At 40.4% G+C, this 23,374-nt stretch carries 25 protein-coding genes; 15 read left to right on the top strand and 10 right to left on the bottom strand.

The features are described from left to right. Positions 1 to 27: 27 nt before the first annotated feature. Positions 28 to 372, bottom strand: coding sequence for a hypothetical protein (locus B4G94_RS16170; RefSeq protein WP_286860122.1), 345 nt, complete (start codon positions 370 to 372; stop codon positions 28 to 30). Between the two features lie 135 nt (positions 373 to 507). Further along, positions 508 to 2,289 (bottom strand): ABC transporter ATP-binding protein, encoded by a 1,782-nt coding sequence (locus tag B4G94_RS16165; protein ID WP_286860121.1) that lies wholly within the window; start codon positions 2,287 to 2,289, stop codon positions 508 to 510. Between the two features lie 181 nt (positions 2,290 to 2,470). Between B4G94_RS16165 and B4G94_RS16160 the strand changes: the two genes are divergently transcribed. The 4 genes from B4G94_RS16160 to yajC are packed head-to-tail and all read left to right on the top strand — an operon-like array spanning position 2,471 to position 5,381. After that, on the top strand, positions 2,471 to 3,550 hold the full coding sequence (locus B4G94_RS16160) for a Glu/Leu/Phe/Val family dehydrogenase (RefSeq protein WP_286860119.1): 1,080 nt from the start codon (positions 2,471 to 2,473) through the stop codon (positions 3,548 to 3,550). Positions 3,551 to 3,610: 60 nt separating this feature from the next. Then, positions 3,611 to 4,558, top strand: a complete 948-nt coding sequence (gene nusB, locus B4G94_RS16155; protein ID WP_108632211.1) for a transcription antitermination factor NusB — start codon at positions 3,611 to 3,613, stop codon at positions 4,556 to 4,558. 14 nt (positions 4,559 to 4,572) lie between these two features. Continuing rightward, positions 4,573 to 5,034, top strand: a complete 462-nt coding sequence (locus tag B4G94_RS16150) for a DUF1573 domain-containing protein (RefSeq protein ID WP_286860118.1) — start codon at positions 4,573 to 4,575, stop codon at positions 5,032 to 5,034. A gap of 26 nt (positions 5,035 to 5,060) precedes the next feature. After that, positions 5,061 to 5,381, top strand: a complete 321-nt coding sequence (yajC, locus tag B4G94_RS16145; protein WP_165306362.1) for a preprotein translocase subunit YajC — start codon at positions 5,061 to 5,063, stop codon at positions 5,379 to 5,381. A gap of 56 nt (positions 5,382 to 5,437) precedes the next feature. On the opposite strand, the gene B4G94_RS16140 is transcribed toward yajC, so the two are convergent. The 3 genes from B4G94_RS16140 to B4G94_RS16130 all read right to left on the bottom strand — a co-directional run bounded on the left by B4G94_RS16140 (position 5,438) and on the right by B4G94_RS16130 (position 7,027). Further along, entirely contained in the window at positions 5,438 to 6,073 is a 636-nt protein-coding gene (locus B4G94_RS16140) for a hypothetical protein (RefSeq protein WP_286860115.1), read from the bottom strand. Positions 6,074 to 6,560: 487 nt separating this feature from the next. Next, positions 6,561 to 6,833, bottom strand: a complete 273-nt coding sequence (locus B4G94_RS16135; protein WP_108632207.1) for a type II toxin-antitoxin system YafQ family toxin — start codon at positions 6,831 to 6,833, stop codon at positions 6,561 to 6,563. Beyond that, complete coding sequence (locus B4G94_RS16130; protein WP_108632206.1) at positions 6,833 to 7,027, bottom strand: hypothetical protein; 195 nt, start codon at positions 7,025 to 7,027, stop codon at positions 6,833 to 6,835. Before B4G94_RS16130 ends, B4G94_RS16135 begins: the two co-directional genes overlap by 1 nt. Positions 7,028 to 7,428: 401 nt before the next feature. On the opposite strand from B4G94_RS16130, the gene B4G94_RS16125 reads away from it, so the two are divergent. The 4 genes from B4G94_RS16125 (at position 7,429) to B4G94_RS16110 (ending at position 11,428) form a co-directional block, all read left to right on the top strand. Next, complete coding sequence (locus B4G94_RS16125) at positions 7,429 to 8,433, top strand: BtrH N-terminal domain-containing protein (protein ID WP_286860112.1); 1,005 nt, start codon at positions 7,429 to 7,431, stop codon at positions 8,431 to 8,433. A 495-nt stretch (positions 8,434 to 8,928) separates the two neighbouring features. Next, positions 8,929 to 9,879, top strand: coding sequence for a CdaR family protein (locus B4G94_RS16120; RefSeq protein ID WP_108632203.1), 951 nt, complete (start codon positions 8,929 to 8,931; stop codon positions 9,877 to 9,879). A 9-nt stretch (positions 9,880 to 9,888) separates the two neighbouring features. Then, positions 9,889 to 10,470, top strand: a complete 582-nt coding sequence (gene coaE, locus B4G94_RS16115; RefSeq protein ID WP_286860110.1) for a dephospho-CoA kinase — start codon at positions 9,889 to 9,891, stop codon at positions 10,468 to 10,470. Between the two features lie 4 nt (positions 10,471 to 10,474). Then, positions 10,475 to 11,428, top strand: coding sequence for an MBL fold metallo-hydrolase (locus B4G94_RS16110; RefSeq protein WP_286860108.1), 954 nt, complete (start codon positions 10,475 to 10,477; stop codon positions 11,426 to 11,428). Between the two features lie 22 nt (positions 11,429 to 11,450). Here B4G94_RS16110 and B4G94_RS16105 read toward each other — a convergent pair whose 3' ends face one another. Then, the gene (locus tag B4G94_RS16105) at positions 11,451 to 11,855 is read right to left on the bottom strand and encodes a hypothetical protein (RefSeq protein ID WP_165306367.1); all 405 of its coding nucleotides are present in this window, start codon (positions 11,853 to 11,855) and stop codon (positions 11,451 to 11,453) included. Between the two features lie 290 nt (positions 11,856 to 12,145). On the opposite strand from B4G94_RS16105, the gene dinB reads away from it, so the two are divergent. Both dinB and B4G94_RS16095 read left to right on the top strand, forming a co-directional pair. Next, positions 12,146 to 13,243, top strand: a complete 1,098-nt coding sequence (gene dinB, locus B4G94_RS16100) for a DNA polymerase IV (protein ID WP_286860106.1) — start codon at positions 12,146 to 12,148, stop codon at positions 13,241 to 13,243. Between the two features lie 138 nt (positions 13,244 to 13,381). Continuing rightward, positions 13,382 to 15,508 (top strand): S9 family peptidase, encoded by a 2,127-nt coding sequence (locus B4G94_RS16095; RefSeq protein WP_286860105.1) that lies wholly within the window; start codon positions 13,382 to 13,384, stop codon positions 15,506 to 15,508. Between the two features lie 326 nt (positions 15,509 to 15,834). Here the strand turns inward: B4G94_RS16095 and B4G94_RS16090 are convergent, their stop codons facing one another. Further along, positions 15,835 to 16,587 (bottom strand): hypothetical protein, encoded by a 753-nt coding sequence (locus tag B4G94_RS16090; protein ID WP_286860104.1) that lies wholly within the window; start codon positions 16,585 to 16,587, stop codon positions 15,835 to 15,837. A gap of 369 nt (positions 16,588 to 16,956) precedes the next feature. Here B4G94_RS16090 and B4G94_RS16085 point away from each other — a divergent pair, with 369 nt between their 5' ends. The 5 genes from B4G94_RS16085 (at position 16,957) to B4G94_RS16065 (ending at position 21,348) form a co-directional block, all read left to right on the top strand. Beyond that, positions 16,957 to 17,763, top strand: a complete 807-nt coding sequence (locus B4G94_RS16085; RefSeq protein WP_108632196.1) for a beta-carotene 15,15'-monooxygenase — start codon at positions 16,957 to 16,959, stop codon at positions 17,761 to 17,763. Between the two features lie 15 nt (positions 17,764 to 17,778). Continuing rightward, positions 17,779 to 18,936: a 1-deoxy-D-xylulose-5-phosphate reductoisomerase gene (locus B4G94_RS16080; protein WP_165306370.1), complete on the top strand. Its 1,158-nt coding sequence runs from the start codon at positions 17,779 to 17,781 to the stop codon at positions 18,934 to 18,936. 15 nt (positions 18,937 to 18,951) lie between these two features. Next, a complete protein-coding gene (rseP, locus tag B4G94_RS16075; protein ID WP_286860103.1) occupies positions 18,952 to 20,277 on the top strand; it encodes an RIP metalloprotease RseP in 1,326 nt (441 codons plus the stop codon). A 241-nt stretch (positions 20,278 to 20,518) separates the two neighbouring features. Beyond that, on the top strand, positions 20,519 to 20,722 hold the full coding sequence (locus tag B4G94_RS16070) for a YwbE family protein (RefSeq protein WP_121122101.1): 204 nt from the start codon (positions 20,519 to 20,521) through the stop codon (positions 20,720 to 20,722). Between the two features lie 257 nt (positions 20,723 to 20,979). Further along, a complete protein-coding gene (locus B4G94_RS16065; protein WP_286860101.1) occupies positions 20,980 to 21,348 on the top strand; it encodes a response regulator in 369 nt (122 codons plus the stop codon). A gap of 23 nt (positions 21,349 to 21,371) precedes the next feature. On the opposite strand, the gene B4G94_RS16060 is transcribed toward B4G94_RS16065, so the two are convergent. The 3 genes from B4G94_RS16060 to B4G94_RS16050 are packed head-to-tail and all read right to left on the bottom strand — an operon-like array spanning position 21,372 to position 23,342. Next, positions 21,372 to 21,584, bottom strand: a complete 213-nt coding sequence (locus B4G94_RS16060) for a DUF6965 family protein (protein ID WP_108632191.1) — start codon at positions 21,582 to 21,584, stop codon at positions 21,372 to 21,374. Positions 21,585 to 21,609: 25 nt separating this feature from the next. Continuing rightward, complete coding sequence (locus B4G94_RS16055) at positions 21,610 to 23,076, bottom strand: efflux transporter outer membrane subunit (protein ID WP_286860099.1); 1,467 nt, start codon at positions 23,074 to 23,076, stop codon at positions 21,610 to 21,612. Then, the gene (locus B4G94_RS16050; RefSeq protein WP_422663708.1) at positions 23,073 to 23,342 is read right to left on the bottom strand and encodes an efflux RND transporter permease subunit; all 270 of its coding nucleotides are present in this window, start codon (positions 23,340 to 23,342) and stop codon (positions 23,073 to 23,075) included. The genes B4G94_RS16055 and B4G94_RS16050 overlap by 4 nt, the downstream gene beginning before the upstream one ends. Between the last annotated feature and the right edge of the window lie 32 nt (positions 23,343 to 23,374).

Raw genomic sequence — 23,374 nt, 5'->3', positions numbered from 1 at the left:
TCTAAAATAGGGGCTAAATAGGCTTGTTTAAATCATATTAAACCATTGCTGATATTTTTCACCAATAAAAGGAAGGGCTTTTTTCTCGCCCGAGAATGCCGCAATTAAACCCAATATAAGAGCTATCAGTAAGATTATACCGACAACACTCATAATTATTCCACCAATACCCGGGATAAAGCGCAACAAGCCCAATGCAATTCCTGTGACGGTAATGCCGATACTCTGTCTGATGTGGAACTGACCTAAAGAAGTCTTTTCCTTATTGTTCATGATGATGGCTGCAATCAGACCGATTAGGGTTAAATAAGAAATGATAGCAACGGTCTTACCGTCATTTGATGATGTGCTGTGCACTTGGTTTCTCTCCATGATACTTATACAATAAAAAGTTTGCTATAAATGTATAAGGCAAATGTAGAAGAGATAATCCCCGTTTTCATTAGCTGAATTCAGGGATATTTAATTTTTTGCAGTGTTATCGCTATTATTTTTTGACTCCTGAGCTTATCCTTCTACGCTTTCCAGCAGTTGTTTCTCATGGAGTTCAAAGTATTCACCTCTTTTCTCCATTAATTCAAGGTGTGTGCCCTGTTCGACAATTTCACCCTGATCCATGACAAGGATATGGTCTGCATTTTTGATGGTCGAAATCCGGTGGGCAATAAAAATACAGGTTTTGCCCTTCATGATGCGACTCAATGAGCGTAAGATGGTTTCCTCGGTTTTGGTGTCCACGGCAGATAAGCAGTCATCAAAGATCAATACGTTTGGTTCTTTTACCAGTGCCCTGGCAATGGAAACCCGTTGTTTTTGACCGCCCGAAAGCGTGATACCACGCTCTCCCACAGCCGTTTCAAAGCCTTCGTCAAAAGCGATGATATTGTCATACACGGCTGCGTCCTTGGCCGCCTGTTCGATCTGTTCCTGCGTGAAATGATCCAGTCCGAAACCGATGTTATTGGCAATTGTATCTGAAAATAAGAATACATCCTGAGGGACAAAGCCAATTTGCTGACGTAGATTTTTGAAATTGAGATCCTTTAATGCGATACCGTCGTATTGAATATTGCCTTCGTCTATATCATACATGCGTAGCAGTAGGTTGGCCAGCGTAGATTTTCCGGAACCAGTTTTTCCAATAATAGCCAATGTTTTTCCGATAGGAACTCGGAAGGAGATATTTTTAATGGCTTGAATACCCGTTTCAGGATAGGTGAATGAAATATTGTCTACCTTGATTTCACCTGCGATTTCTTTATCTATTTTGCCATTGGCAATCGGCGATTGGGTTTCAAGGAACTCATTGATCCGTTTTTGTGATGCCGCGGCACGTTGTACCAGCGAGGTCACCCATGCTAAAGACATGGCCGGAAAGGTCAATTGATTGACATAGATAATAAATTCGGCGATGTTTCCGGCAGTGACCGTTCCCTTGGCAACTTCAATGCCGCCGATATAGATGGTGATGACGGTGCTGAGACCGATCAGCAATAAGATAAGCGGAAAGAAAACAGCCTGTACCTTAACCAGGTCCAGTGCTGTGTTGCGGTAGATCGTACTTTCCTTTTCAAAAGCCTGCATTTTGTTCTGCTCCCGGGTATAGGTCTTGATGACACGGATACCTGCAAATGTTTCCTGAACAAAAGAGGATAGGTTTGCCAGCTGTTTTTGGATTTTTAAGCTGCGCTTATTGATGATTTTATTGACAAAAAGGATGATGACCGATAAGACAGGTATCGGTGCCAACGCATACGTCGCAAGCCTTCCATTGACGCTATACATGGCATAGATGACCATAATGGACAGGACTACGGTATTAATGGCATACATTATGGCCGGCCCCAGATAATTACGTACCTGGTTGACATCCTCTGTTGCACGGCTCATTAGATCACCTGTATTGTTTTTGCGGAAAAAACCGAAATTCAGTTCCTGATAGTGGTTGTAAATCTCATTCTTAAGATCATACTCGATATACCGGGAGGTCAGAATAATGGTCTGCCGCATAAAGAACAGGAAAATACCGCGCAAGAGCGAGAGCAACAGGACGACAAAACCAAAGAATAGCAGGCTCGTGCCAAATACTTTGTAAATAAGTTCCTGTCTGTCAAAACCATCGAATAGCCGATAGAGGTAGATATTTTCTTGTACCAAGTCAAACGCTTCGCGAATTACTTTAGCGGGGAGTACCCCAAAGTAATTGGAAATGATAACGAAAATCACCCCCGGAATCAGTTTCCAGCGGTATTTATAAAAGTACTTATTTAAGTAGGCGAGATCCTTCATATTATGGGTACAAAAATAGGACTAATTCGTCAACTCTGCTTTATATTTCGATGAAATTACTGTCATTGGGAAATCAAATGTTAAGTCTTGGATAAAAAAAGATATTATGCACAACGAATAATTTTCCTACTTTTGCATCAAGTACCTTAAAAAATTAAAACAAATTAGAGTAGTACATTTTATGTCAACATCTCAAAATTCTATTTTTGAATTGATGAGCCAGTCTGGCCATCAAAACTTATTTTTCTGTAATGATGAATTAGTGGGCTTAAAAGCTATTGTTGCGATCCATGATACCACATTGGGTCCGGCAATAGGAGGGGTTCGTATGTTGCCATACGAAACGACAGAAGAAGCTATTGAGGATGCTTTACGTTTATCCAAGGCCATTACCTATAAATCCGCGATCACCGGATTGAACTTAGGTGGAGGAAGTGCTGTTATTATCGGTAATAGCCGTTTGGACAAATCTGAGGTTTTATTGCGCCGTTTGGGCCAATTTATTGAAGGATTGAACGGTAATTTCATTGCTTCTTTGGACGTAGGTACGACACAGCGTGATTTAGAATATATTTATACGGAGACTGACCATGTTGCCGGTTTGCCAAAAGCAATTCACGGCAGTGGGGTTGGCGATACATCAATTTTTGCAGCCCAAGGTGTTTATTTCGGTATTAAAGCTTGCTTGAAAGAGTTGTATGGATCGGAGAGTGTGGCAGGCAAAAAAGTTATTGTACACGGGGTAGGTAGTGTCGGAGAGCGATTGATCGCGATGTTACGTGAGGAAAATGCACGTGTGTATGTGAGCGACATCACTGAGGAGAAAATGCTTAAGGTGGCAACGAAATACAAAGCCGAGCCGATCCCATACAACGAAGTATTCGATCATGAGTTTGATGTCTATTCACCTTGTGCATTGGGCGGTACGGTAAATCCGGAATCGGCGAAAAAAATGCAATGTAAAATAATTGCCGGTTCGGCAAATAACCAGCTAAAAGATGAGGTAACCACAAGTACAATTCTTCATGAGCGAGGTATATTGTATGCACCGGACTATTTAATCAATGCAGGTGCGTTGATCAGCTGTTATTCAGAAATTCAGAATTATGGGGTGGATCACACAGAATTTGTGATCAAAAACATATATAATGCGACCAGAGACGTGTTGAAAAAATCAAAAGAAGAGAATATCTCTACTTTTGAAGCGGCTAATCGCATTGCGGAGAAACGGATCCAAGATATTAAAAAAATCAAAAGATAGTCTTCTTCCCAAAATCGTTCTTATTTATTAGTTTATAAAAAATCGTTCTTTAAAATTACTATGTTAAACAGGAGACACCTGAGGGTAAAAGTAGTGCAAACGCTTTATGCGTACAGTCTTACAGAAGACAAAGACATCAAAACATTTGAAAAAGCACTATTAAAAAATGTGGATGAGGTCTACGAGATGTATATCTGGACACTAAATCTATTGGATGAGGTATCCGATTATGTATTGATAGACGCAGAAGGCAGAGCCAACAAGTTTTTGCCGACTGAAAAAGACTTGTCCTTAACGACCAAGTTAAGTACAAATACTTTTATTGAGTCATTGAGACAAAATCCGCAATATGCCGAGGGAGTCAAAAAATATAAGATTTCATGGAGCTTTGACCCGGAAATCGTGCGTACGGTATTTTTGCAGCTAAAGGATTCTGAGGCTTATTTGGAATATTTACAGCAGGAGGACCGTTCTATCGGTACGGAAAAAGATATCATTAAGCATATCTTTAAAAAGATCATTTTGAAATCACCGGTTATCGAGCAGGTTTTTGAGGAGAAATTTATCAACTGGCCTGTCGATAAAGAAGTGTTGCAAGCATTGATCGCGAAAACTTTTAAGAACTTCAGTTCAGAAGATCCGCGTAAAAACAAACTTGCTGAAATCACCCAAAACTGGAATGATGACAGCGATTATGTGATTGCCTTATTGGGTAAGACAATTCGCAATACAAATGAGTATCAGAAACTGATCTCAGATAAGACCAAGAACTGGGAGTCAGATCGTATTGCTTTGATGGATACCTTGTTGATGCGTATGGCAATATGTGAATTGGTGAATTTTCCATCTATTCCAGTGAAAGTGACAATAAATGAGTATATTGAAATCTCTAAGGTATTCAGTACATTGAAAAGTAATACATTTATTAACGGTATCTTAGATAAAATATTAAGCGACCTGAACCAACAGGGAAGAATCCAGAAGGCAGGTCGTGGTTTAAGGGATTAAAGATCAATCAACAAATGAAGAACTTTAGTAAATATTCGGTCTTAGCTTTGGCATCGGTGCTTTTCTTTTCTTGTGGAAATTCCCAAAAAAGACAAGCAGAAACGGCTAAGACAGGAACTGAGGCAGTAGCCACAGACAGTCTTTCTAAAGCTGCGGCACAATTGGGTAAGGTAGAATTTGCCGAATCGGCTTTCGATTTTGGCCAGGTCAAAGAAGGTGCAGAAGTGAAACACACGTTCGTATTGAAGAATACGGGTGATGCGCCGGTTATTTTGTCCAAAGTGACCGCTTCTTGTGGTTGTACTCAACCTGAGTTTTCAAAAAGCCCCATTTTACCGGGAGGAACATCGGATATCCATGTGACTTTCAAGAGTGAGGGACAGGTAGGTAAGCAGCAAAAGATCATCACGATCCAATCAAATGCTTCCAATAGTATGACGACCGTCCAGTTAAAGGGTGAAGTATTAGCGAAATAACACATTATTAAACGATATAATAACAGATGAATACAGTATTATTACAAGCGGCAGGCGGAAGTAACATGATGAGTTTTTTACCAATGGTTTTGATCATTGTGGTATTTTATTTCTTCATGATCAGACCTCAAATGAAGAAGCAAAAAGACCATAAGAAATACATTGAAGAATTGGGTGTAAATTCTAAAATTGTTACCACTGCAGGTATCCACGGACGCATCGTAGAGGTATCTGACACGACTTTCTTGGTCGATGTAGGTTCAGGCGTGAGAATTCGTTTTGACAAGTCTGCCATTGCTTTAGATGCTTCAAAAGCCGCTAATGCAACGGAGAAAAGCGCATCATAAGGTTTTTCTTTAAAAAATTGAAAGCCAGTCTCCAAAAGGGACTGGCTTTGTTTATTTTATATTACCCCACAATAGATGGAATTTGAAAAGTTGTCGTACAAGGTATCCCATATACCAGCATACACATGGTAATCGTGGTTTTTTCGACTTATTCCATCAAATTGTAATGAGCAAGCCCCCTGTCTTACTTCAGCGATCGAAGTTCTCAAATGAGACTCCCCATACAAACCGACCAGCGCGATATTGATTTTGTAGATGCTATCTTCATAGTGTGCATTAGGAGCCCATTTAAAGTCTATCACGTCGCCGTGAAGACTAACTTCGCAACTGGTCAATGGCATCAACTGTCCTGCAAATACGATCAGTTTCTCGGGATTAACAAAAGGATTGTCCTCCGAATCCAATTCCAGGGCTTCCTTAAAAATATGGCGCTGAGCCAATTGGAAAGCACCTATCCGACTTCCTTTTTTCGCTAAAAACTTGTACCCAAAATCAAGTATCCCCCGATTGTCACCGGCAAATCTTCCGGCAACTTTTTGCTTTTTCCTATTTAGAAGTTCTGACTCGCTTGGAGGAGATGTACGTTTCCTTTTAGGTCCGCGAACAACATTTTGGCCATTCAATATATAAGCGCTGACAGAACCAAATTTTCCGGTAATTGGACCATTAGGTCCGTTTTGTAAAATCGCCATAGTCTTATTTTACTAATGTTTATAATTGCTGGTATCTAACTTATTACCAAGTTAATACCAAATTCTGAATTAAAAGTGAAGTAACACTATTTTTACAGCATATTAATAAGGAGTTAATAGGGATTTACCCCTGTTATACCCCTGTTAACCCCCTGTTACACCCCTGTATTTACCCTATTAATAGAGAAGTTGGTATGAATCAATTGTTAGCTTGCATCGGACATTACGAAGATCATTCCCATAGATACTTTGACCTTCAAAAGTGATTTTGGCTTTAGGAATCATCAACCTAGGTAAAATTGAAAGCGTTACTATTGAAAATAATTTTTTGCAACTTAATGGCTTATGTGTTCAATTATGAAGATAAATATTGACGCTCGAGACAAGAGACTGACCGTATTGACGATACTTGCTGTCTTGATGTATTTTTGGGAAAATGCCTGGTCGCTTGCTATATTATTGGAGCCATAGCTAATACGGAGGGGAGCTAAAACAGGTCACTATGAGTACCTGTCCTTGTAAGTGTAACAAGTTTAATGGTTTCATTTTGTTCCCATATCAGCAGCCAATCTGGCTGAATATGGCATTCCCAAAAGCCTTTATAATTACCAGTTAACTTATGGGGCTTATATTTTTGTGAAAGCACACCTTGTTCAACTAAAGTGGTAACTAGCTCATTAAGTAGCCCCATATCAAAACCACGTTTTTTTGCTAATTTGATGTCTTTTTTGAACTGACCGGTTTGCTCTAATGTATACACTATGAAAAAAGCTCCTTTCTGAAATCTGTAAGTGATATTTCTGATGTTTTACCAGATTTGGCGTCTTTTATCGCCTGTTCAGTTTCTTTATTGTACCGAGGCTCTTGAATTTCTACAAAAGGTAGCGTTTTAAGGTATTCGTAAAAAGCTTTTGCTTGTTTGCTCCGTTTGTCTATTTTTACTGTAATTTCCATCTTTACTCTTGTTATTGATGCTATATCAAAGTTACAAAAAATAAAATATGATGGCGCGAATTATGATTTTAAATAGATCTACTATAGTAGTAACGAGATTAGTTGAATAGCGATGTTTTTTAAAATGGTCACTTTATCAATTTGACAGAATTTCAGTTTTGTTTAGTTTATATTTAATTCCATAATAAACTGTTTTTTCTGAAAGCTGCTATGTTAGATTGCTTGTTTATAAACCAATGATAAAGAGTGTCTTGTATTGCATCAGTATTTAAACATGTTTGATTAATTGTTATGGTGTAATAAGCTTTTTTGTTGGCATAGTTATTTTCCCGAAATCTCATTTTACCTGTTGACATAGCGATGTCAGTTTAGACGGTTAATTTTAAGCAAAAGAAAAAATCATGAGCAATCTAAAAGCGTTTGAGGGACAACATTGTGAAACTACAGCCACCGGAACGTTACTGCGGCAGCTTGGAATTGAACTTTCCGAACCCATGCTTTTTGGGCTCGGGGAGGGACTTAGTTTTATCTATTGGAATATGAAAACAATGGATTTTCCTTTTTTGGGTGGACGTATCAAGACGGATCTGTTGACAAAGAATCTCTGTAAAAACCTCAATCTCGCCCTTTCTGTAAGGGAAACTACCTCGAAAACAAAGGCCTGGCAACAGGTCAAACAGCTTTTGGATAAGGGGCAAATCGTCGGGCTCAAACTTGATGCCTACTACCTTGAGTATTTCACCAATCCGTTCCATTTCGCTGGGCATTATGTAGCGATTTATGGTTATGACAATCAAAATGCTTTTTTGGTCGATACCAGACAGCAGGGTGGGAAAGTCAAAACCTCGCTCGATAGTCTGGCTTTGGCTAGGGCGGAGAAAGGGCCAATGGCTTCCAACAACTTATACTACACCATAGAGCGAAAGAGTGAAGACTATGACTTAAAAAAATCCGTCATTTCCGCTATAGTCAATAATGCAAACGAATATCTCAATCCGCCCATTACAAATATTTCTTATAGGGGGATTGTGAAGACAAGTCAGGAGCTTATAAAATGGTTTAATGGGAGTAAGGATATAGCCGCCGAATTTAAAATGGCTGCCAATCTTATGGAAAGAGCGGGTACCGGAGGTGCGTTGTTCAGAAATTTATATCGCGATTTTCTAAAAGAAAGTTATGACCTGCTTCATATTGAGCAACTTCATGAGGCACATCAAGAATTTGTGGAAATAGCCTTTTTATGGAGATCCGTTTCAGACTTGTTTTATCAAATAAGTGAGACAGCTCGGGTTGAGTATATACAACAAGCTTCAGAAACACTCAAAATCCTGGCGAAAAAGGAGAAAAAGGTGATGGAGCGGTTGGGTACGTTAAATGGAGGCCCAGATCGTGGTGCATCTTTGTAAAGAGATAGTTTTTAACTAAATTTATAATACATAGTAACAAAGAAAATCCCTCTCGGTCATTTGGCGAAACTGAGATTGATTTATTGAAAAAAGGTCTTAGCCGTACATATAAAGAACGACCTGAAATGACTATGAGTCTTTACAAATTCAGCAAACGCTTAAAAAGGCTAAAATTCTACATAAACCCTTTCCTAAAAATAGTCTATGGATATATTTGAGGAGGAGATATGGAACTTTTGGAGAAATCTCGAACAATCGAAAGTCGATTATATAATGATTGGAAGTTATGCAAAGTCTATATCGAATCGAAATCCGATAGGATTACAAAATTATTGAAGCAGCTCATTATTTCGTTGAACATCACAAAACCAAAATGGCTGAAAACTGCACTTGATCAAAGTATTACACATGATTTATGTTATTATGGAATGACAATGTTTCAGATAAAAATGAATGCTGTAACTGATTTTTAAGCAAATTGATTAAGTTTGTAACATGGCAAATGCAGTTCGACTAAATAAGACCCAACGGCGCAAGATTAACACCTTTGTGCGTTGTGTTGCAATTTCGTTGCTGGCTTGGTTGTTGTTTTCAATTTCCAACCAATATACAGTATCTGTCAAGGCTGCGATAGAATATGTCAACCTGCCGGAGAAACGTGCGTTTCACCCACAACAATCGGACACGGTCAAAGTAAAGCTCGAGATGACGGGATGGCAATTCCTCTTTTCGAAAGCGGCATTGGAAACACCCAAGGTACAGGTGGACCTCAGCTCTTTGAAAACAAAAGATTGGATCGTATTTTCTAATCAGCTAGGATTTATCAACCGCCAGTTTCCACATGAACAACGTGTGGTATCGGTGAGCCCTGATACCCTGTTTTTCGATTTCTCAAAACAAACACAGCGCAAGGTTCCTGTAAAGCCATTGTCCAATATCTTATTTAAAAAGGGATATGGTGTTATCGCTGATACTAAAGTAACACCTGCATACGTGACCATAACAGGACCATACGAGGATGTTTCGACCATAGAATATTGGGAAACAGATACTGTTCGTGGAAAAGAGGTGGAAACTGATGTGCGCACGGTGGCCAATCTCGCCCGCAATCAAAAGGGAAATATCAATGTCTATCCCACATCCGTGGAGGTGCTGATGCCCGTAGGGGAGTTGACGGAGAAGGTTATCGAACTGCCTGTAAAGGTTGAAAATGGACAGCGTTATAGTTCCGTAAGGCCCAATCCCAGTAAAGTGGTGATCACGGTACTGATGTCGGTCAAGGATTATAACAATTATACATCCCGTGATTTTGAGGCGGTGGTAGATCTGGCAGACTGGGAAAAGAATGAGGTGCAATACCTGCCGATACTGCTGACCAAGGTGCCGGATTACTGTAAGATTATCAGTGTTGTGCCACAAAATGTGGACTTCTTTGTACGAAAATAGTGTGATAAAATGGGACTGAAGATAGGAATAACAGGCGGAATAGGTTCCGGAAAAACGTTTATCGGCAAGCTTTTTGAAGCCTTGGGGATACCGGTCTATAATGCGGATGAAGAAGCCAAAAGACTGATGAATTCCGATGCAAGGATCAAAGAGAAATTGATTGAGCAGTTTGGGGAAGCAACGTACAAGGAGGGCCGGTTGGATCGGGCTTTCCTTGCCGATATGGTTTTTTCGGATAAGGAAAAACTGGAACTGTTAAATAGCATTGTACACCCGATTGTCATTCAGGAAGCGAAAGATTGGGCCGAGCGGCAGACTACACGTTATTCCCTTAAAGAGGCTGCACTGCTTTTTGAAAGCGGCTCCTATAAAGACTTGGATTATACCATATTGGTCACTGCTCCAATGGAAATTCGTATACAACGTGTCATCGAGCGGGATGGCGCAACCGAACAACAGGTACGCGAACGTATGAACAAACAATTGTCTGACGAGGAAAAATTGCAGCTTGCGGACTTCGTCATCGTTAACGATGGAATCACTCCACTACTACCGCAAGTGTGGACATTGCATCAGAAATTTCTAAAATAAATATATGTCTATCATATTGTCTGACTTTCTGGTCAGAAAACCGGAAGGGTATTATTGCTGTTATGGCGACTTTTTTATCGATGCTGGTAGCCCTGTAGCGCATAATGTGGTGTCACATGCCCATGGCGATCACGCCAGTTCAGGACATGATTATGTCTATTGTACCAATGGGACAGCATTGTTTATGAGCTATCGCTATAAGCAGAATCGCAAGGATTCCTACCAGGTCAAGTTATTTAACGGCACTTTTAAAATAGGTCCGGTGGAAATTACTTTTCTACCCGCAGGTCATATCTTGGGCTCGGCACAGATCTTAATGGAATACAATGGGGTACGTTATTTGTATACGGGTGACTATAAACTGCAGCCTGATGAGACCTGTGAACCCATCGAGTTGCAACAGGCTGATGTGTTGATCACTGAAAGTACGTTCGCAAATCCGGAGATCATCCATCCCGACCCCATTGCAGAGATCAAGAAACTTGAGGGACATGCAAGTAATATTCTATTGGGAACTTACGTGCTTGGTAAAGCGCAACGGGTGACGGATCTGATCAATAGGTACTGCCCGGAAAGAAGGGTATTGGTACACAGTGGAATATTGCCTTATCATCGCCTATATGATGAGCATGGGCTTAAAAAAATGAGCTATGAACCTTACAACCGCAGAGAAATGAAGCAGGGTGAACAGAATAAGGTTTATCTGGTGCCGCCCATGACCTTCAACAGTTATTTTAGGGCTACAAAAGTATTGCGTGCCTTTGCCTCCGGATGGAAGCGGCTACAGGCACAGAATGATATTGAGTTGTATATATCGGATCATGTGGACTGGAACGATATCTTGCATTACATTAAGCTGGTTGCTCCACGGGAAGTGTGGACATTGCATGGTGATGGCACGATACTCAAAAGCTATTTTGGAGAACAGTTAACTGTAAGAGATGTGCACTCAGCATAAAAGGAGGGGATACCCTCCTTCATCATTTCATATTAATGATCTTGTCAACTACATATACCGTATTGCCACGCCAGGGCAATACGCCATGGTACTCTTTGTACCGAAGGTCAAAATATTTACCGCTATTTAGTTCCAGCTGGCGGAATATCGAGTCATCTTCGATGGAAAATTCGAATTGATTGCTGGCAATTCCGCCTGTCTTGGCACTGCCAAATCCTTCCTGAATGAGCTTTCCTTCATAGGTTTTAAATATATTGCCTTTTTTGACAGCAAAATTTAGATAACCTGATTTTACGCCTTCACCAAAGACGTAATAGTATTTCCAGTAACCATAAGACCCAAAGCCTACTAACAAAAAGAGCAACAGAATAAATAGAAATTTCTTAAATCCTGATTTAGTCTTTTTTTGTTCCGGTAAATTTTCCATAATTTTTTACGCTAGTTTTTACTGTATTATTTCTTTTCATTTTATCCAACGATACTTTCACTTCAAGTTATTCATGTCCATTCTATAGTGTAGGCACATTGAAACGGTTTTAACTGAAAACCTATTCTCACAAGAACTCGGCCAATTATAACGGGTTGAGAAATTGACAAACAAAAAGCTAATTATACGATTAAAATATTAACTGCCTGATAATTGGTTAAGTGAGCTAATTATATTAGTATTTGATTGCGAATTGTCTTGATTCCTGCTAATTTTTGTAAATTTGGATAATGGATTCATCCCAAACATACCGTAAGATTATCCATCTGGATATGGATGCTTTTTATGCATCTGTAGAACAGCGGGATTTTCCGGAATACCGGGGTAAGGCTATCGCGGTAGGTGGTTCGCCAGATGGACGGGGTGTCGTGGCGACAGCGAGTTACGAAGCCCGCAAATTTGGGGTAAAATCTGCCATGAGCTCCCGTAAAGCACTTCAGCTCTGCCCGGATATCATATTTACCCGCCCGCGGTTTGATGTGTATAAACAGGTTTCCTATCAGATCCGGGAAATATTTCAGCGGTATACTGACTTGATTGAACCTTTGTCGCTGGATGAGGCCTTTCTGGATGTAACGATGGACAAACAGGGGATCGGTTCAGCTATTGACATCGCAAGGGCGATTAAAACCGCGATTAAGGAAGAACTTAATCTGACTGTCTCTGCCGGAGTTTCCGTTAATAAATTCATTGCAAAGATTGCTTCCGATATGGATAAACCCAACGGCCTCACATTTATCGGTCCTTCAAAGATCCTGAAATTTATGGAATCCTTACCGGTAGAGAAATTCTTTGGTGTGGGTAAGGTGACCGCCAAGAAAATGCACGAGCTGGGTTTGTTTACAGGTATGGACCTCAAAAAGCAGCGTGAGGACGATCTGGTGCGTTGGTTTGGTAAGACCGGACATTTTTTTTACCGTATTGTCCGCGGCATAGACGACCGGCCGGTCACCCCCAATCGGAGCAGTAAATCGGTCGGAATAGAGGATACTTTTGAGGCTGATATCGAAACTTTTGAAGAACTGAACGCCATTCTTCAGAGACTGAGTAGACAGCTTTGGGAGCGTATCGGAAAAAAGGAAATATCGGGCAGGACATTAACGCTGAAACTTAAGTATGCTGATTTCGTGCAGATGACACGGAGCCTTACACTGGATACAAGTTTTGATTCCGAAGAGAAAATTTATGCGACAGCCCATAGTCTGTTGAGTAAGATTGCTTTAGCGAATAAGGTGAGGCTGCTTGGCATTTCAATTTCTAACTTCGTCGAAGAGACCGATTTTCCAAAAGAAGGTGTGCAGCTTGCTCTTTTTGAAAATTATCGGTAGGCTGTAAAATCCTCCCCATTTAAAGAATGGTCATCTGACAAGTATCGGACTGAATAAGCTTGTTACAGGTAAAATCGTTGTTATTTACCGCAATTCTTTATCTTAGCTGAAATAATTAATAAACATATCCAAGAATTAATGAATACAGTATCAAGAGTGCTCTTAGGCGCATCTATTGTGTTTTTTGTGCATGATCTGACTTTTGCGCAGAAAAAATTGGATTTTGCGCAATCCTGGGGACAGAAACAGTCTTTGACCGTGCGCACAAATCAATATCCGGGCTGGGCGGATGGAGCTGCTTATCTCGAAAATGATGTCAACGATAGCCGGCTCTATCAGGTCGATGTCAAATCGGGCAAGAGAAGTATCTATACTATTCCAGCAAAAGAGGGGACTGTGGTCTATGTTGAGAATAATGATATTTTTATCAAAAATGGCTCTGGAACAGCAAAAAAACTGACCAATTCACCCGAGATTGCTGAACAGAATCCAACTTTATCGCCAGATGGTCAATATGTGGCCTTCACACGCAAAAGCAACTTGTATAGCGTGGAAGTAAATACGGGAAAAGAAGCACAATATACCAACGACGGTACTGATGTCATCTACAACGGCTGGTCTTCTTGGGTTTACTACGAGGAAATTTTGGGTCGTTCGACAAATTATAAAGCTTTTTGGTGGTCTCCGGATAGCAAAAAAATCGCTTTTATGCGTTTTGATGATACCAAAGTACCTATGTTCCCTATTTATTCATCCAAAGGACAGCATGGTTATCTCGAAGAGACCCGTTATCCGAAAGCGGGTGATCCCAATCCTGAAGTTAAAATGGGTATCGTGCAGCTGAACGGGGGCAAGGTAACTTGGGCGGATTTCAATGAGAAGGATGATCAGTATTTCGGGCAGCCATATTGGGCTTTTGATAGTAAAAATATCATGGTGCAATGGATGAACAGGGATCAGAACAACCTGAAATTCTACCAGGTGGATCCAAATACCGGTTCTAAAAAGGAGATTTATGATGAACGCCAAGCTTCTTGGATCAACCTGGATCATGATGAGCGTATTACTTACCTTGCCGACAACAAATATTACATTTTAAAATCGGATAAAACGGGCTGGGCACATTATTACCTGTATAAGTTGGATGGCACTTTAGTAAATCCGATTACATCTGGCGATTGGCAGGTGACCGAAATCAAACGTATAGACGAGAAAAATAAGGTGCTTTATTTTACCGCACGTAAGGAAAATTCGGCCCGTTTTGATCTGTACCGCGTAGATTACTCGGGTAAAAATCTGAAACGTTTGACCTTTGGTGAATATTCACATGATGTCAACGTATCACCTGATGGCAAGTATTTTATCACCCGGTATTCTAATGTGAGCACACCGGACCGTTTTGCCTTGGTGAATAATCAAGGCAAAGTAGTGCGTCAGCTGGCGGATAGCAAAGCTGCGGACTTTGATTCCTATACGTATGGGAAAACAGAATATTTACATATCAAATCAGATGACGGTCTATTTGATTTGCCATTAACGATTACTTATCCTACGGATTTTGACAAATCGAAAACTTATCCGGTTGTTTTCAGTATCTATGGTGGCCCCGATGCGGGTACCGTCAAGGATACTTGGAAAGGTACCGGCAATCAGTATTGGGCGAATGAAGGTGTTATCCAGGTATCCGCGGATCACAGGGCTTCTGGCCACTTCGGTAAACAAGGCGTAGCTTATATGCACCGTAATTTGGGGCATTGGGAAATTATCGATTATTCTACCATCGTAAAATGGTTGAAATCTCAGTCTTGGGTAGCCAAAAACAAAGTATTGATCACGGGCCATAGTTATGGCGGTTACATGACCTGTCTGGCGATGACGAAAGCGGCCGATGTATTTGACTTTGGCATTGCCGGTGCTCCGGTGACGTCTTGGGAGTTGTACGATACCCATTATACCGAACGTTGGATGGATACACCGCGGGATAATCCTGATGGTTACAAAGCAGGATCCGTATTGACCTATACAGACCATTACAAAGGTGTATTACGTATTATGCATGGCGATATGGATGATAATGTCCATCTGCAGAATACAACGCAACTGGTTGATAAATTAACAGATAGAAATGTACCTTTTGAATTGATGATCTACCCGGGCAGCCGTCATGGATTTGACCGTTCAAAAAGTAAATACGACTTTAATGAGCGTGCACGTTTCTACTATCAATATCTATTGGAGAAACCTCTTCCAAAAGAATTTAAGTAGGTTGTTGGCTGTAATTACAGAAAAAACACGCGGTTAAGCTAAATCGCGTGTTTTTTTATAGGATAGTCTTTGGATATCAGGTAAGATAGTTGCTCAAAGTTCATGTTGTCTGTCTAAAATTTGCTTTACTATTTTGACTGATTAAATTCAAAGGAAATGAAAGTTATTTTTACTTGGCTGATGTATATTGCTGCCTTATTATCTGCACTCGTCATCCTATTGTTCATTTATTTTACGGTTGATCCTTTTCATAAACAAAGGCAAAGGAAATTGTATTACCAAAGGATTGAGGAGAAAAAACAGGCTAGGAAATTGCAGCCCAAAAGTTAGTTGATTCTGTTAAATAAGTAATCGGGAATCTGCCATTTAATGGGATTTACTTCTTTGATCGGATCATAACTTAAAATCTCCGGATATTCATTTCGTTCGAGCTTATCAATAATATTTTCCAAAATCGGCCTTATTTCCGGCCAATCTTCAGCATATAATGCCAAGGTCGAATACCTTTCAAGCAGCCAATAGACCATAAGAGCAATTGCTTTATCACAGTATTTATGTTCGATTACGGTTTGATATACGTCGAATTCGCGATGTTTCAATAAGACGGCAATGTTGAACAATTCAATGGTGCTATCAGCCCGCCTGATCTGATTGATCAGATGTTCTCCAAACCAGCTATGGACTTCCGTCTCTTCTAAATAAATATAGGGTTCCTCTCCTTGGCTTGCCTGCAAGACGGCCGCTGGTATTTTTTGAGCTTGTGCAATTTTTTCAGCAGGATCGTAACGGATGTCTGTTTTGAGATAAAACCCTTTTTTAGAGTTGTTTATAACTGTTTTTATAATGTCAAAGTTTTCGTCAGTTCCTTTCCTTGTTTTCCAGCTTCGACGAATAGCTTCAAAAGGATAGTTATTCCAGAATAGCATCAGGGCAGTAGCCTCACTACAAAATGGGCTCTCAACGATCCATTGTTGGATGTAGAAAAAACATTGTGTCGCTAATTTATGAAGCTCCTGGGGTGTTTTTAAAAGCTGAAATTCTTCAAATTCCATGTGCCGATAGGCATCTTCTGTTTCCATACGTATTGGTTGTATCTTATAGTGATTTTGCTTTAACTTATTTTTGGCTTTTTGGTCGTCCTGCGAAACCGTCTTTTTTCCGATCAGCCGCATCTCTCATGAAACTATAAATGACTTTGTCAGGATATTCTAAAATAGCAAAAATCTTAGAAAATGTCGTGAATATTTAGACTGCCGCACTTTTTATTTAGCCACATTTGAAGGGCATTTTTACGGGTATTGAAATAAAGTGAGATGGATAGATGTCCTGAAAAAATAGCTGGATCGAATATGATGTTAAAAAACTTAAAAAAAGTCAATTTTATGTGGGTGTAAATTGTTGAAAATTAAAAATAATGGCATCTTTGTAAAAGTTTATTCAAAGAAAAAATGATTCAATTCCTAAAGGAAAGTACTTTTGCCGTAAATGAAGTTTTTAATAGGTCGTTGGAGCTACTGAAAAAGCATTATTTTTCGGTTGCTGGCTTGTGTTTTTTACTGTTTGTAACCTCTGGTTTATCTAATTTTTTGGCCACGACGATCAGTGATTTTAATGTGGTACTGAGTGGTTTTATGGCCTTCTTTTTTATGGTAATGTATTTTGGACTGAATCTTACTTTGTTTAAATATATCCTCAATCTCATCGATGGTAACGAGGATAAAAAATTGATCCATTGCATACCAAGTTCAAAAGAATTAGCTTGTTTTTTCGGCGCCATGCTGAGTATCATGGTAATGTCTATTGCGTTATTGATGCTATTGGGAGCAGTATCGCTTCCGTTTTTGTATTTATTTGAAAATGGCGAAAATCGTGCTGAAATCATGGGTAAGTTTACTGTTTTTGTAGTTTTCGTAGCAGCAATACTGACTTTTATTTTGATTATTCGCGTAGCGTTTTACCCTTTCTTTATCATTGATAAACATGCGGGAACCTTTAAGTCATTACGCTTTAGTTTTGCGTTGACCAAAGGAAATGTATTCAAATTATTATTGATCTTAGCAGTATTTGCTTTTTTTCAATTACTGCAGATGTATTTTAATTATTTAGAATATTACATAATTTTTATTATTTTGAACCTTGTGAGCTCGTTCTTAGTGGTACCTTTGGCTTGTATTGTTGTCTCGGTTGCTTACCGGGAAATGATGTCGGACTACCACGGTGGAGAGGATCCGAAGATTTTGAATAATATATTTTAATAAAGAGAGAAGGTTTTGAGTAAAAAAGGAATTGCCATTTTAGGGGCAACGGGTAGTGTCGGTACACAAGCCTTGGATGTTATTAGAGCCTTTTCGGATAAGTTTGAGGCAGTTGTTCTGACTTGCGGCAGCAATGGCGAATTATTGATCAAACAAGCGTTAGAGTTTAAACCAAAATCGGTCGTTGTGACCGATCCGATCCAATACAAAAAAGTTAAAGAAGCCTTGGCATCTCAGGAGACGGCTGTCTTATACGGTGAAGAGGGCCTGATCGAGGCGGTGCAATATGCCGAAATTGCTATTGTTTTAAATGCGATTGTTGGTTCTGCAGGATTAAAACCTACCGTAACGGCCATCCGAGCCGGGAAAGATATTGCCCTGGCCAATAAGGAGACCCTTGTGGTCGCAGGGGAGCTGATCATGGCCTTGGTCAAAGAATATGGTGTCAATATGTTACCTGTAGATTCCGAACATTCGGCAATCTTCCAATGTCTGGTTGGCGAGGACCAAAATCCGATTGAGAAAATTTACGTGACTGCCTCTGGGGGACCCTTTCGCGGGAGAAAACGGGATGAACTGTTACAGGTAACGAAAGTACAGGCCTTAAAACATCCCAATTGGTCTATGGGAGCAAAAATTACGATAGATTCCGCTTCATTGATGAATAAGGGATTGGAAGTAATCGAAGCAAAATGGCTTTTCGATCTTGCCATTGATCAGGTGGATGTTATCGTACATCCTCAGTCAATCGTGCACTCCCTGGTCCAATTTAAAGATGGTTCGATGAAAGCACAAATGGGGGTACCGGATATGAAGTTGCCTATTCAATACGCATTGACTTATCCTGCCCGATTTGAAAACAATTTCGAACGGTTCAATTTTATGGACTATCCAACGCTTCATTTTGAAAAAGCGGATATGGAAACGTTTCGTAACTTGGCACTGGCTTACGCAACTCTTCGTGCCGGCGGAAATAAATCCTGTATACTGAACGCCGCTAATGAGGTCGTTGTAGGCGCTTTTTTAGACGATAAAATCGGCTTTCTGGAAATGAGCGATGTGATCGAGCGTACCTTGGATAGAGTGGAATTTATAGCTAATCCGACACTGGAAGACTATTTAGAAACTGATCGGTTGGCGCGGTTAATAACAAAAGAAATAATCAAAGATTAAATATAGAAAGCATACATGGGTGTTTTAATTATGGTCGGACAAGTGATTTTAGGCTTGTCAATTTTAATTGTTCTACATGAGTTAGGACATTTTTTAGCAGCACATGCATTTGGCATTAAAGTGGAGAAATTCTATTTGTTCTTTGATGCATGGGGAGTGAAGTTGTTTAAATTCAATTATAAAGGCTGTGAGTATGGTATAGGCTGGTTGCCTTTGGGTGGCTATGTCAAGATTGCCGGTATGATCGACGAGTCAATGGATACTGAACAGTTGAAGGGCGAGCCTCAGCCTTGGGAGTTCCGCTCCAAACCGGCATGGCAACGTCTGATTGTGATGTTGGGTGGTATTATTGTCAATATCGTCGTAGGTATTCTTGTCTTTTGGATGTTGACCTTCAAAATGGGCAATACAGATGTCAAGATGGATCAATTGGTAAACGGTATCGTACCGGGATCTATCGGTGAATCTATCGGTCTGAAGGCCGGTGATAAAGTCGTCGCAATAGATGGGCAACGCGTTGAAAATTACTCCGAGTTAATCAGTTCGAAAGTATTGATGGGCGGTGTGGCTCTTACGGTAGAACGTGATGGCGCGACAAAAGAAATCAAGGTTCCAGCAGACTTATTGAATACCTTGTCCGATAAAAAGGGGGAGAAGTTTATTGAACCTCGTTTTAAAACAACAAGTGTAGCACAGGTGGCTCCGGGATCCGTGGCCAGCAAGATGGGCTTCGTTAAAGGAGATAGTATTGTTGCTCTAAATGACACTCCGGTACCTTTCTTTGATCAATTCAGAACATTAGTTAAAGCAAATATCAATAAACCTGTTGCCATTAAAGTAATCCGTGCGGGAACGGAGGTTTCCCTAAAAGGAAATGTACCAGCGGATGCGATGTTGGGTATCAGTGTCAATCATGATAATTCGATCAAGTCGTTTACAACGCATTATACACTTATGGAAGCTTTTCCGATCGGTGCTAAAAAAGCATTTACGGTAATCACGGATAATGCGAAAGGATTCGGTAAAATCTTCAAAGGGGAGGTGCGTGCTGATAAAGCGCTATCTGGACCTATCGGTATTGCTACACTGTTCGGCACTGAAGTAGATTGGATTCGGTTCTGGTCTTTGGTTGGTATGCTTTCAATGGCTCTTGCGTTTATGAATTTGTTACCTATTCCAGCACTGGATGGCGGTCACGTTGTATTCTTACTGATTGAGATGATTCAAGGCAAGCCGCTGAGTGAAAAATTTCTAGAAAAAGCACAAATGGTCGGATTCTTTATCCTTTTGGGCCTGATGGTGTTTATATTCGGAAATGATATTTTCAAGTTGTTCAAATAGATTGACGCATGGCCGTGATGGAACACCATCATTAATAGGAATATTCCAGGCGATCTTGTCGTTGTAATAAGCCAAGATCCATTAACTGCTGACGTATATTGCTGAAAACAAAAAATATAGGTCATGGTGATCACAGCAAGGACCCCGGCGTATATAGGGGGAGGAAAAAAAATACATAATTCAACAAAAAATAGGGGAGTTTTCTTTTGGAAAACTCCTTTTTTATTTCTTACATTTGACCATGGACGGAAGAAATAGAGCGGACGTAAAACCAGGAATGTTGGTCAATATTATTTTGAAAAAGGACCAACGCAGCGGTAATCTCACAGAAGGCATTGTAAAGGATTTACTGACATCCTCATCTTATCATTCAAGAGGGATAAAAGTAAGACTGACGGATGGCCAGGTGGGGCGAGTGGCTGAAATTATAGCGGATGACTTTTAATGATATCATGTTGTCGTTAAATTAAATCCTTCGACTGATCCAAATGAGTTAGACTTATTGTCTAAGCAACATTTTACTACCTAATGATGTTCTTATTATTCGAACTAACTGAATTTAATGGAAGAGCTGTTGTGCATTTTTTTTAATAAGATTTGCATATTAACATAATTTTTGCTAACTTCTTATCAAATTTTTTATTTTTATCACATATTTATAGAATTTTATTATATTAATTAGTTGAATGAGATCTTTTTCGAATGGATACCAAAAGCAAATGTAAGATTGTCTACGCAGATGATGCGATGATCCATCATGTCATGATGAAGGCAATGGCCCAATCCCATTCATTGGAAATAATTTATTGCGCTGCTAATGGTAGAGATCTGATCGACTATTTGACTGAACATAAAAACGCACTTCCTGAGGTATGTATATTGGATCTGCACATGCCGATCTTAAATGGCATTGAAACCGCGAAGATAGTCAGGGATAAGTTTCCCGCCATTCGTATTTTTGGTCTGACCTCGAGTAGTGATGAGCGTGAACGCCTTGAAATGCTGGCGGGAGGAGCGGAGCAGATCTTTTCGAAGGAGGAGATGTCCGTATTGTTGAAGCAACTTAGCTAAAAAAATAAAAAGCCTAACATTTGTTAGGCTTTTTCGCTATTTTCCAATGCTTCTTTAAACTTTAAGAGCCTGACCCATGAAGGGCATTTGTTCAGGTCTTTTTTCCATAATCCAACATGGATAAAACTTGTGCTGATAAATCGCTCCACATCAAATACTTGCATATCTTGTTGTATCTCCAGTGATTTGGGCAAGTCCCGTGACTGAAAATATTCTTGTAATTCCTCTGGTGTCATAAGACAAAAATAGAGTTTTAAATCATTATCTCCAACCACCTCCTAAAGATCGGTAGAGATCTAAGAATCCATCCAGATGTTGCTGGCGCAATTCGACGAGATCTAAGTCACTATCCAGAGCATTGCTTTGGGCGGTGATGACTTCCAGGTACGTTGCATATCCGCTTTTGAAGAGCAAGTTTGCATTTTTTACCGCAAGATGTGCATTGTCCACTCTTTTTCTTGCCAGTTCAAGCTGTTCCCGCTGTTTGTCTACTGTTACGACAGCATTGGAGACTTCGGCAACGGCTTCAACCACTTTCTGTTGAAGCTGGATTTCGGCTTTATCCCGTTCCAGTTTCGCAACTTCATATTGTGTTTTTAATGTTTTATTCTTGAATATAGGCGTGGTCAGATTGCCGGTGATGCCACCTAATAGGGCTCCGGGAATATTGAACCAGTTTCGGGGAAGCATCGCATTTACACCGAGCACACCGCCTATATTGAACGAAGGGTAGCGCATGGCCTGCTGAATATTGGCGTTCGCATTGGCGGCCATCAGTTGAAACTCAGAAGAGCGGATATCTGGCCGATTTCGTATAATTTCGACGGGTGAACCTAAGGATATCTCTTTGCTTTCGGCAAAGAGATGTTCGTATGAAGTCCCGCGCTTGATGCTGTCGGGGAGTTTTCCCGTTAATGTCTGAAGGGCATTCTCCTGAATAACAATCTGCTTTTCCAATTCTGGTACCAGTGAGGCTGCTAGCAGACGCTGAGATTCTGTTTGCTGAATGGCCAGTGCAGTGATCTCTCCAGCGGTGTATTGAAGCTTGATCATGCGCAATGTGCTGTCATTCAGCTGAACATTACGTTTGGCTACTTCAATCTTGGCATCTAACATCAGCAGGTTGAAATAGCCTTTGGCGACAGAGGTAATGATATTGGTCTGAATCGCATTTTTGGCTTCTTGTGTATCCAGATACTCGGCTAAAAGCTGCTCTTGTTTGCTGCTGATCTTTTTCCAGATATCTATTTCCCAGCTGAAACTGATGTCGGAACCAAACTGGGATTGGTAGACAAACATATTTTCGGGCGCTTTTTCACCTTTGCGGTCATAATACTTTGTGAGGGGGCCGCTTCCAAAATCTTTCGATCGCCAGGTACGGCTTCCATTGGCTAGGGTGGCACTTACACTTGGTAAATAATTTGATTTATTCTGTGCCAGAACTCTGTTGGAGATCTGCAGATTCAGCAGTGCTGTTTTCATCTCAAAATTGTTGGCAAGTGCTGAATCGATCAGCATCTTGAGCGTGGGATCATGAAAGAAGGTTTTCCAATGGATCAGCCCCATACTTGAGGTATCTCCAAAAAAATCCAATGTATCGCCACGGAAGGCACTGGGTAGTTTTAATTTGGGCTGAACATAATCTTTACCGATTTTACAGGCATTCATCGAAATCAGTAGCCCCGTAGCTAGACATAGCGCTGAAATGTATTTTTTTATGTTCTTCATTCTTCTTCTTCTTTAGCGAGTTTATCCTGTAATTTTTCATCCAGACCTTTGAAAACAACAAACAGTACCGGAATAATAAAGATGCCGAAGGCAACACCTAATAACATCCCTCCCGCAGCGCTGAAGCTAATGGAGTGATTACCTATGGCGGATGGGCCAACCGTCCACATCAGGGNNGGGGGGGGCCCCACCCCCGCCACAAACGCGAGACTGGTCATTAGGATCGGTCTCAACCGCAGTTTTGACCCACTGATCGCTGCTTCCACGATACTTTTCCCATTTTTGCGTTCCTGAACGG

Source organism: Sphingobacterium sp. UBA7625 (assembly GCF_002484085.1).
GTDB classification, from domain to species: Bacteria; Bacteroidota; Bacteroidia; order Sphingobacteriales; family Sphingobacteriaceae; genus Sphingobacterium; species Sphingobacterium athyrii.
The sequence above is the reverse complement of the archived record's forward strand: the minus strand, read 5'-3'. Positions and strand labels throughout refer to the sequence as shown.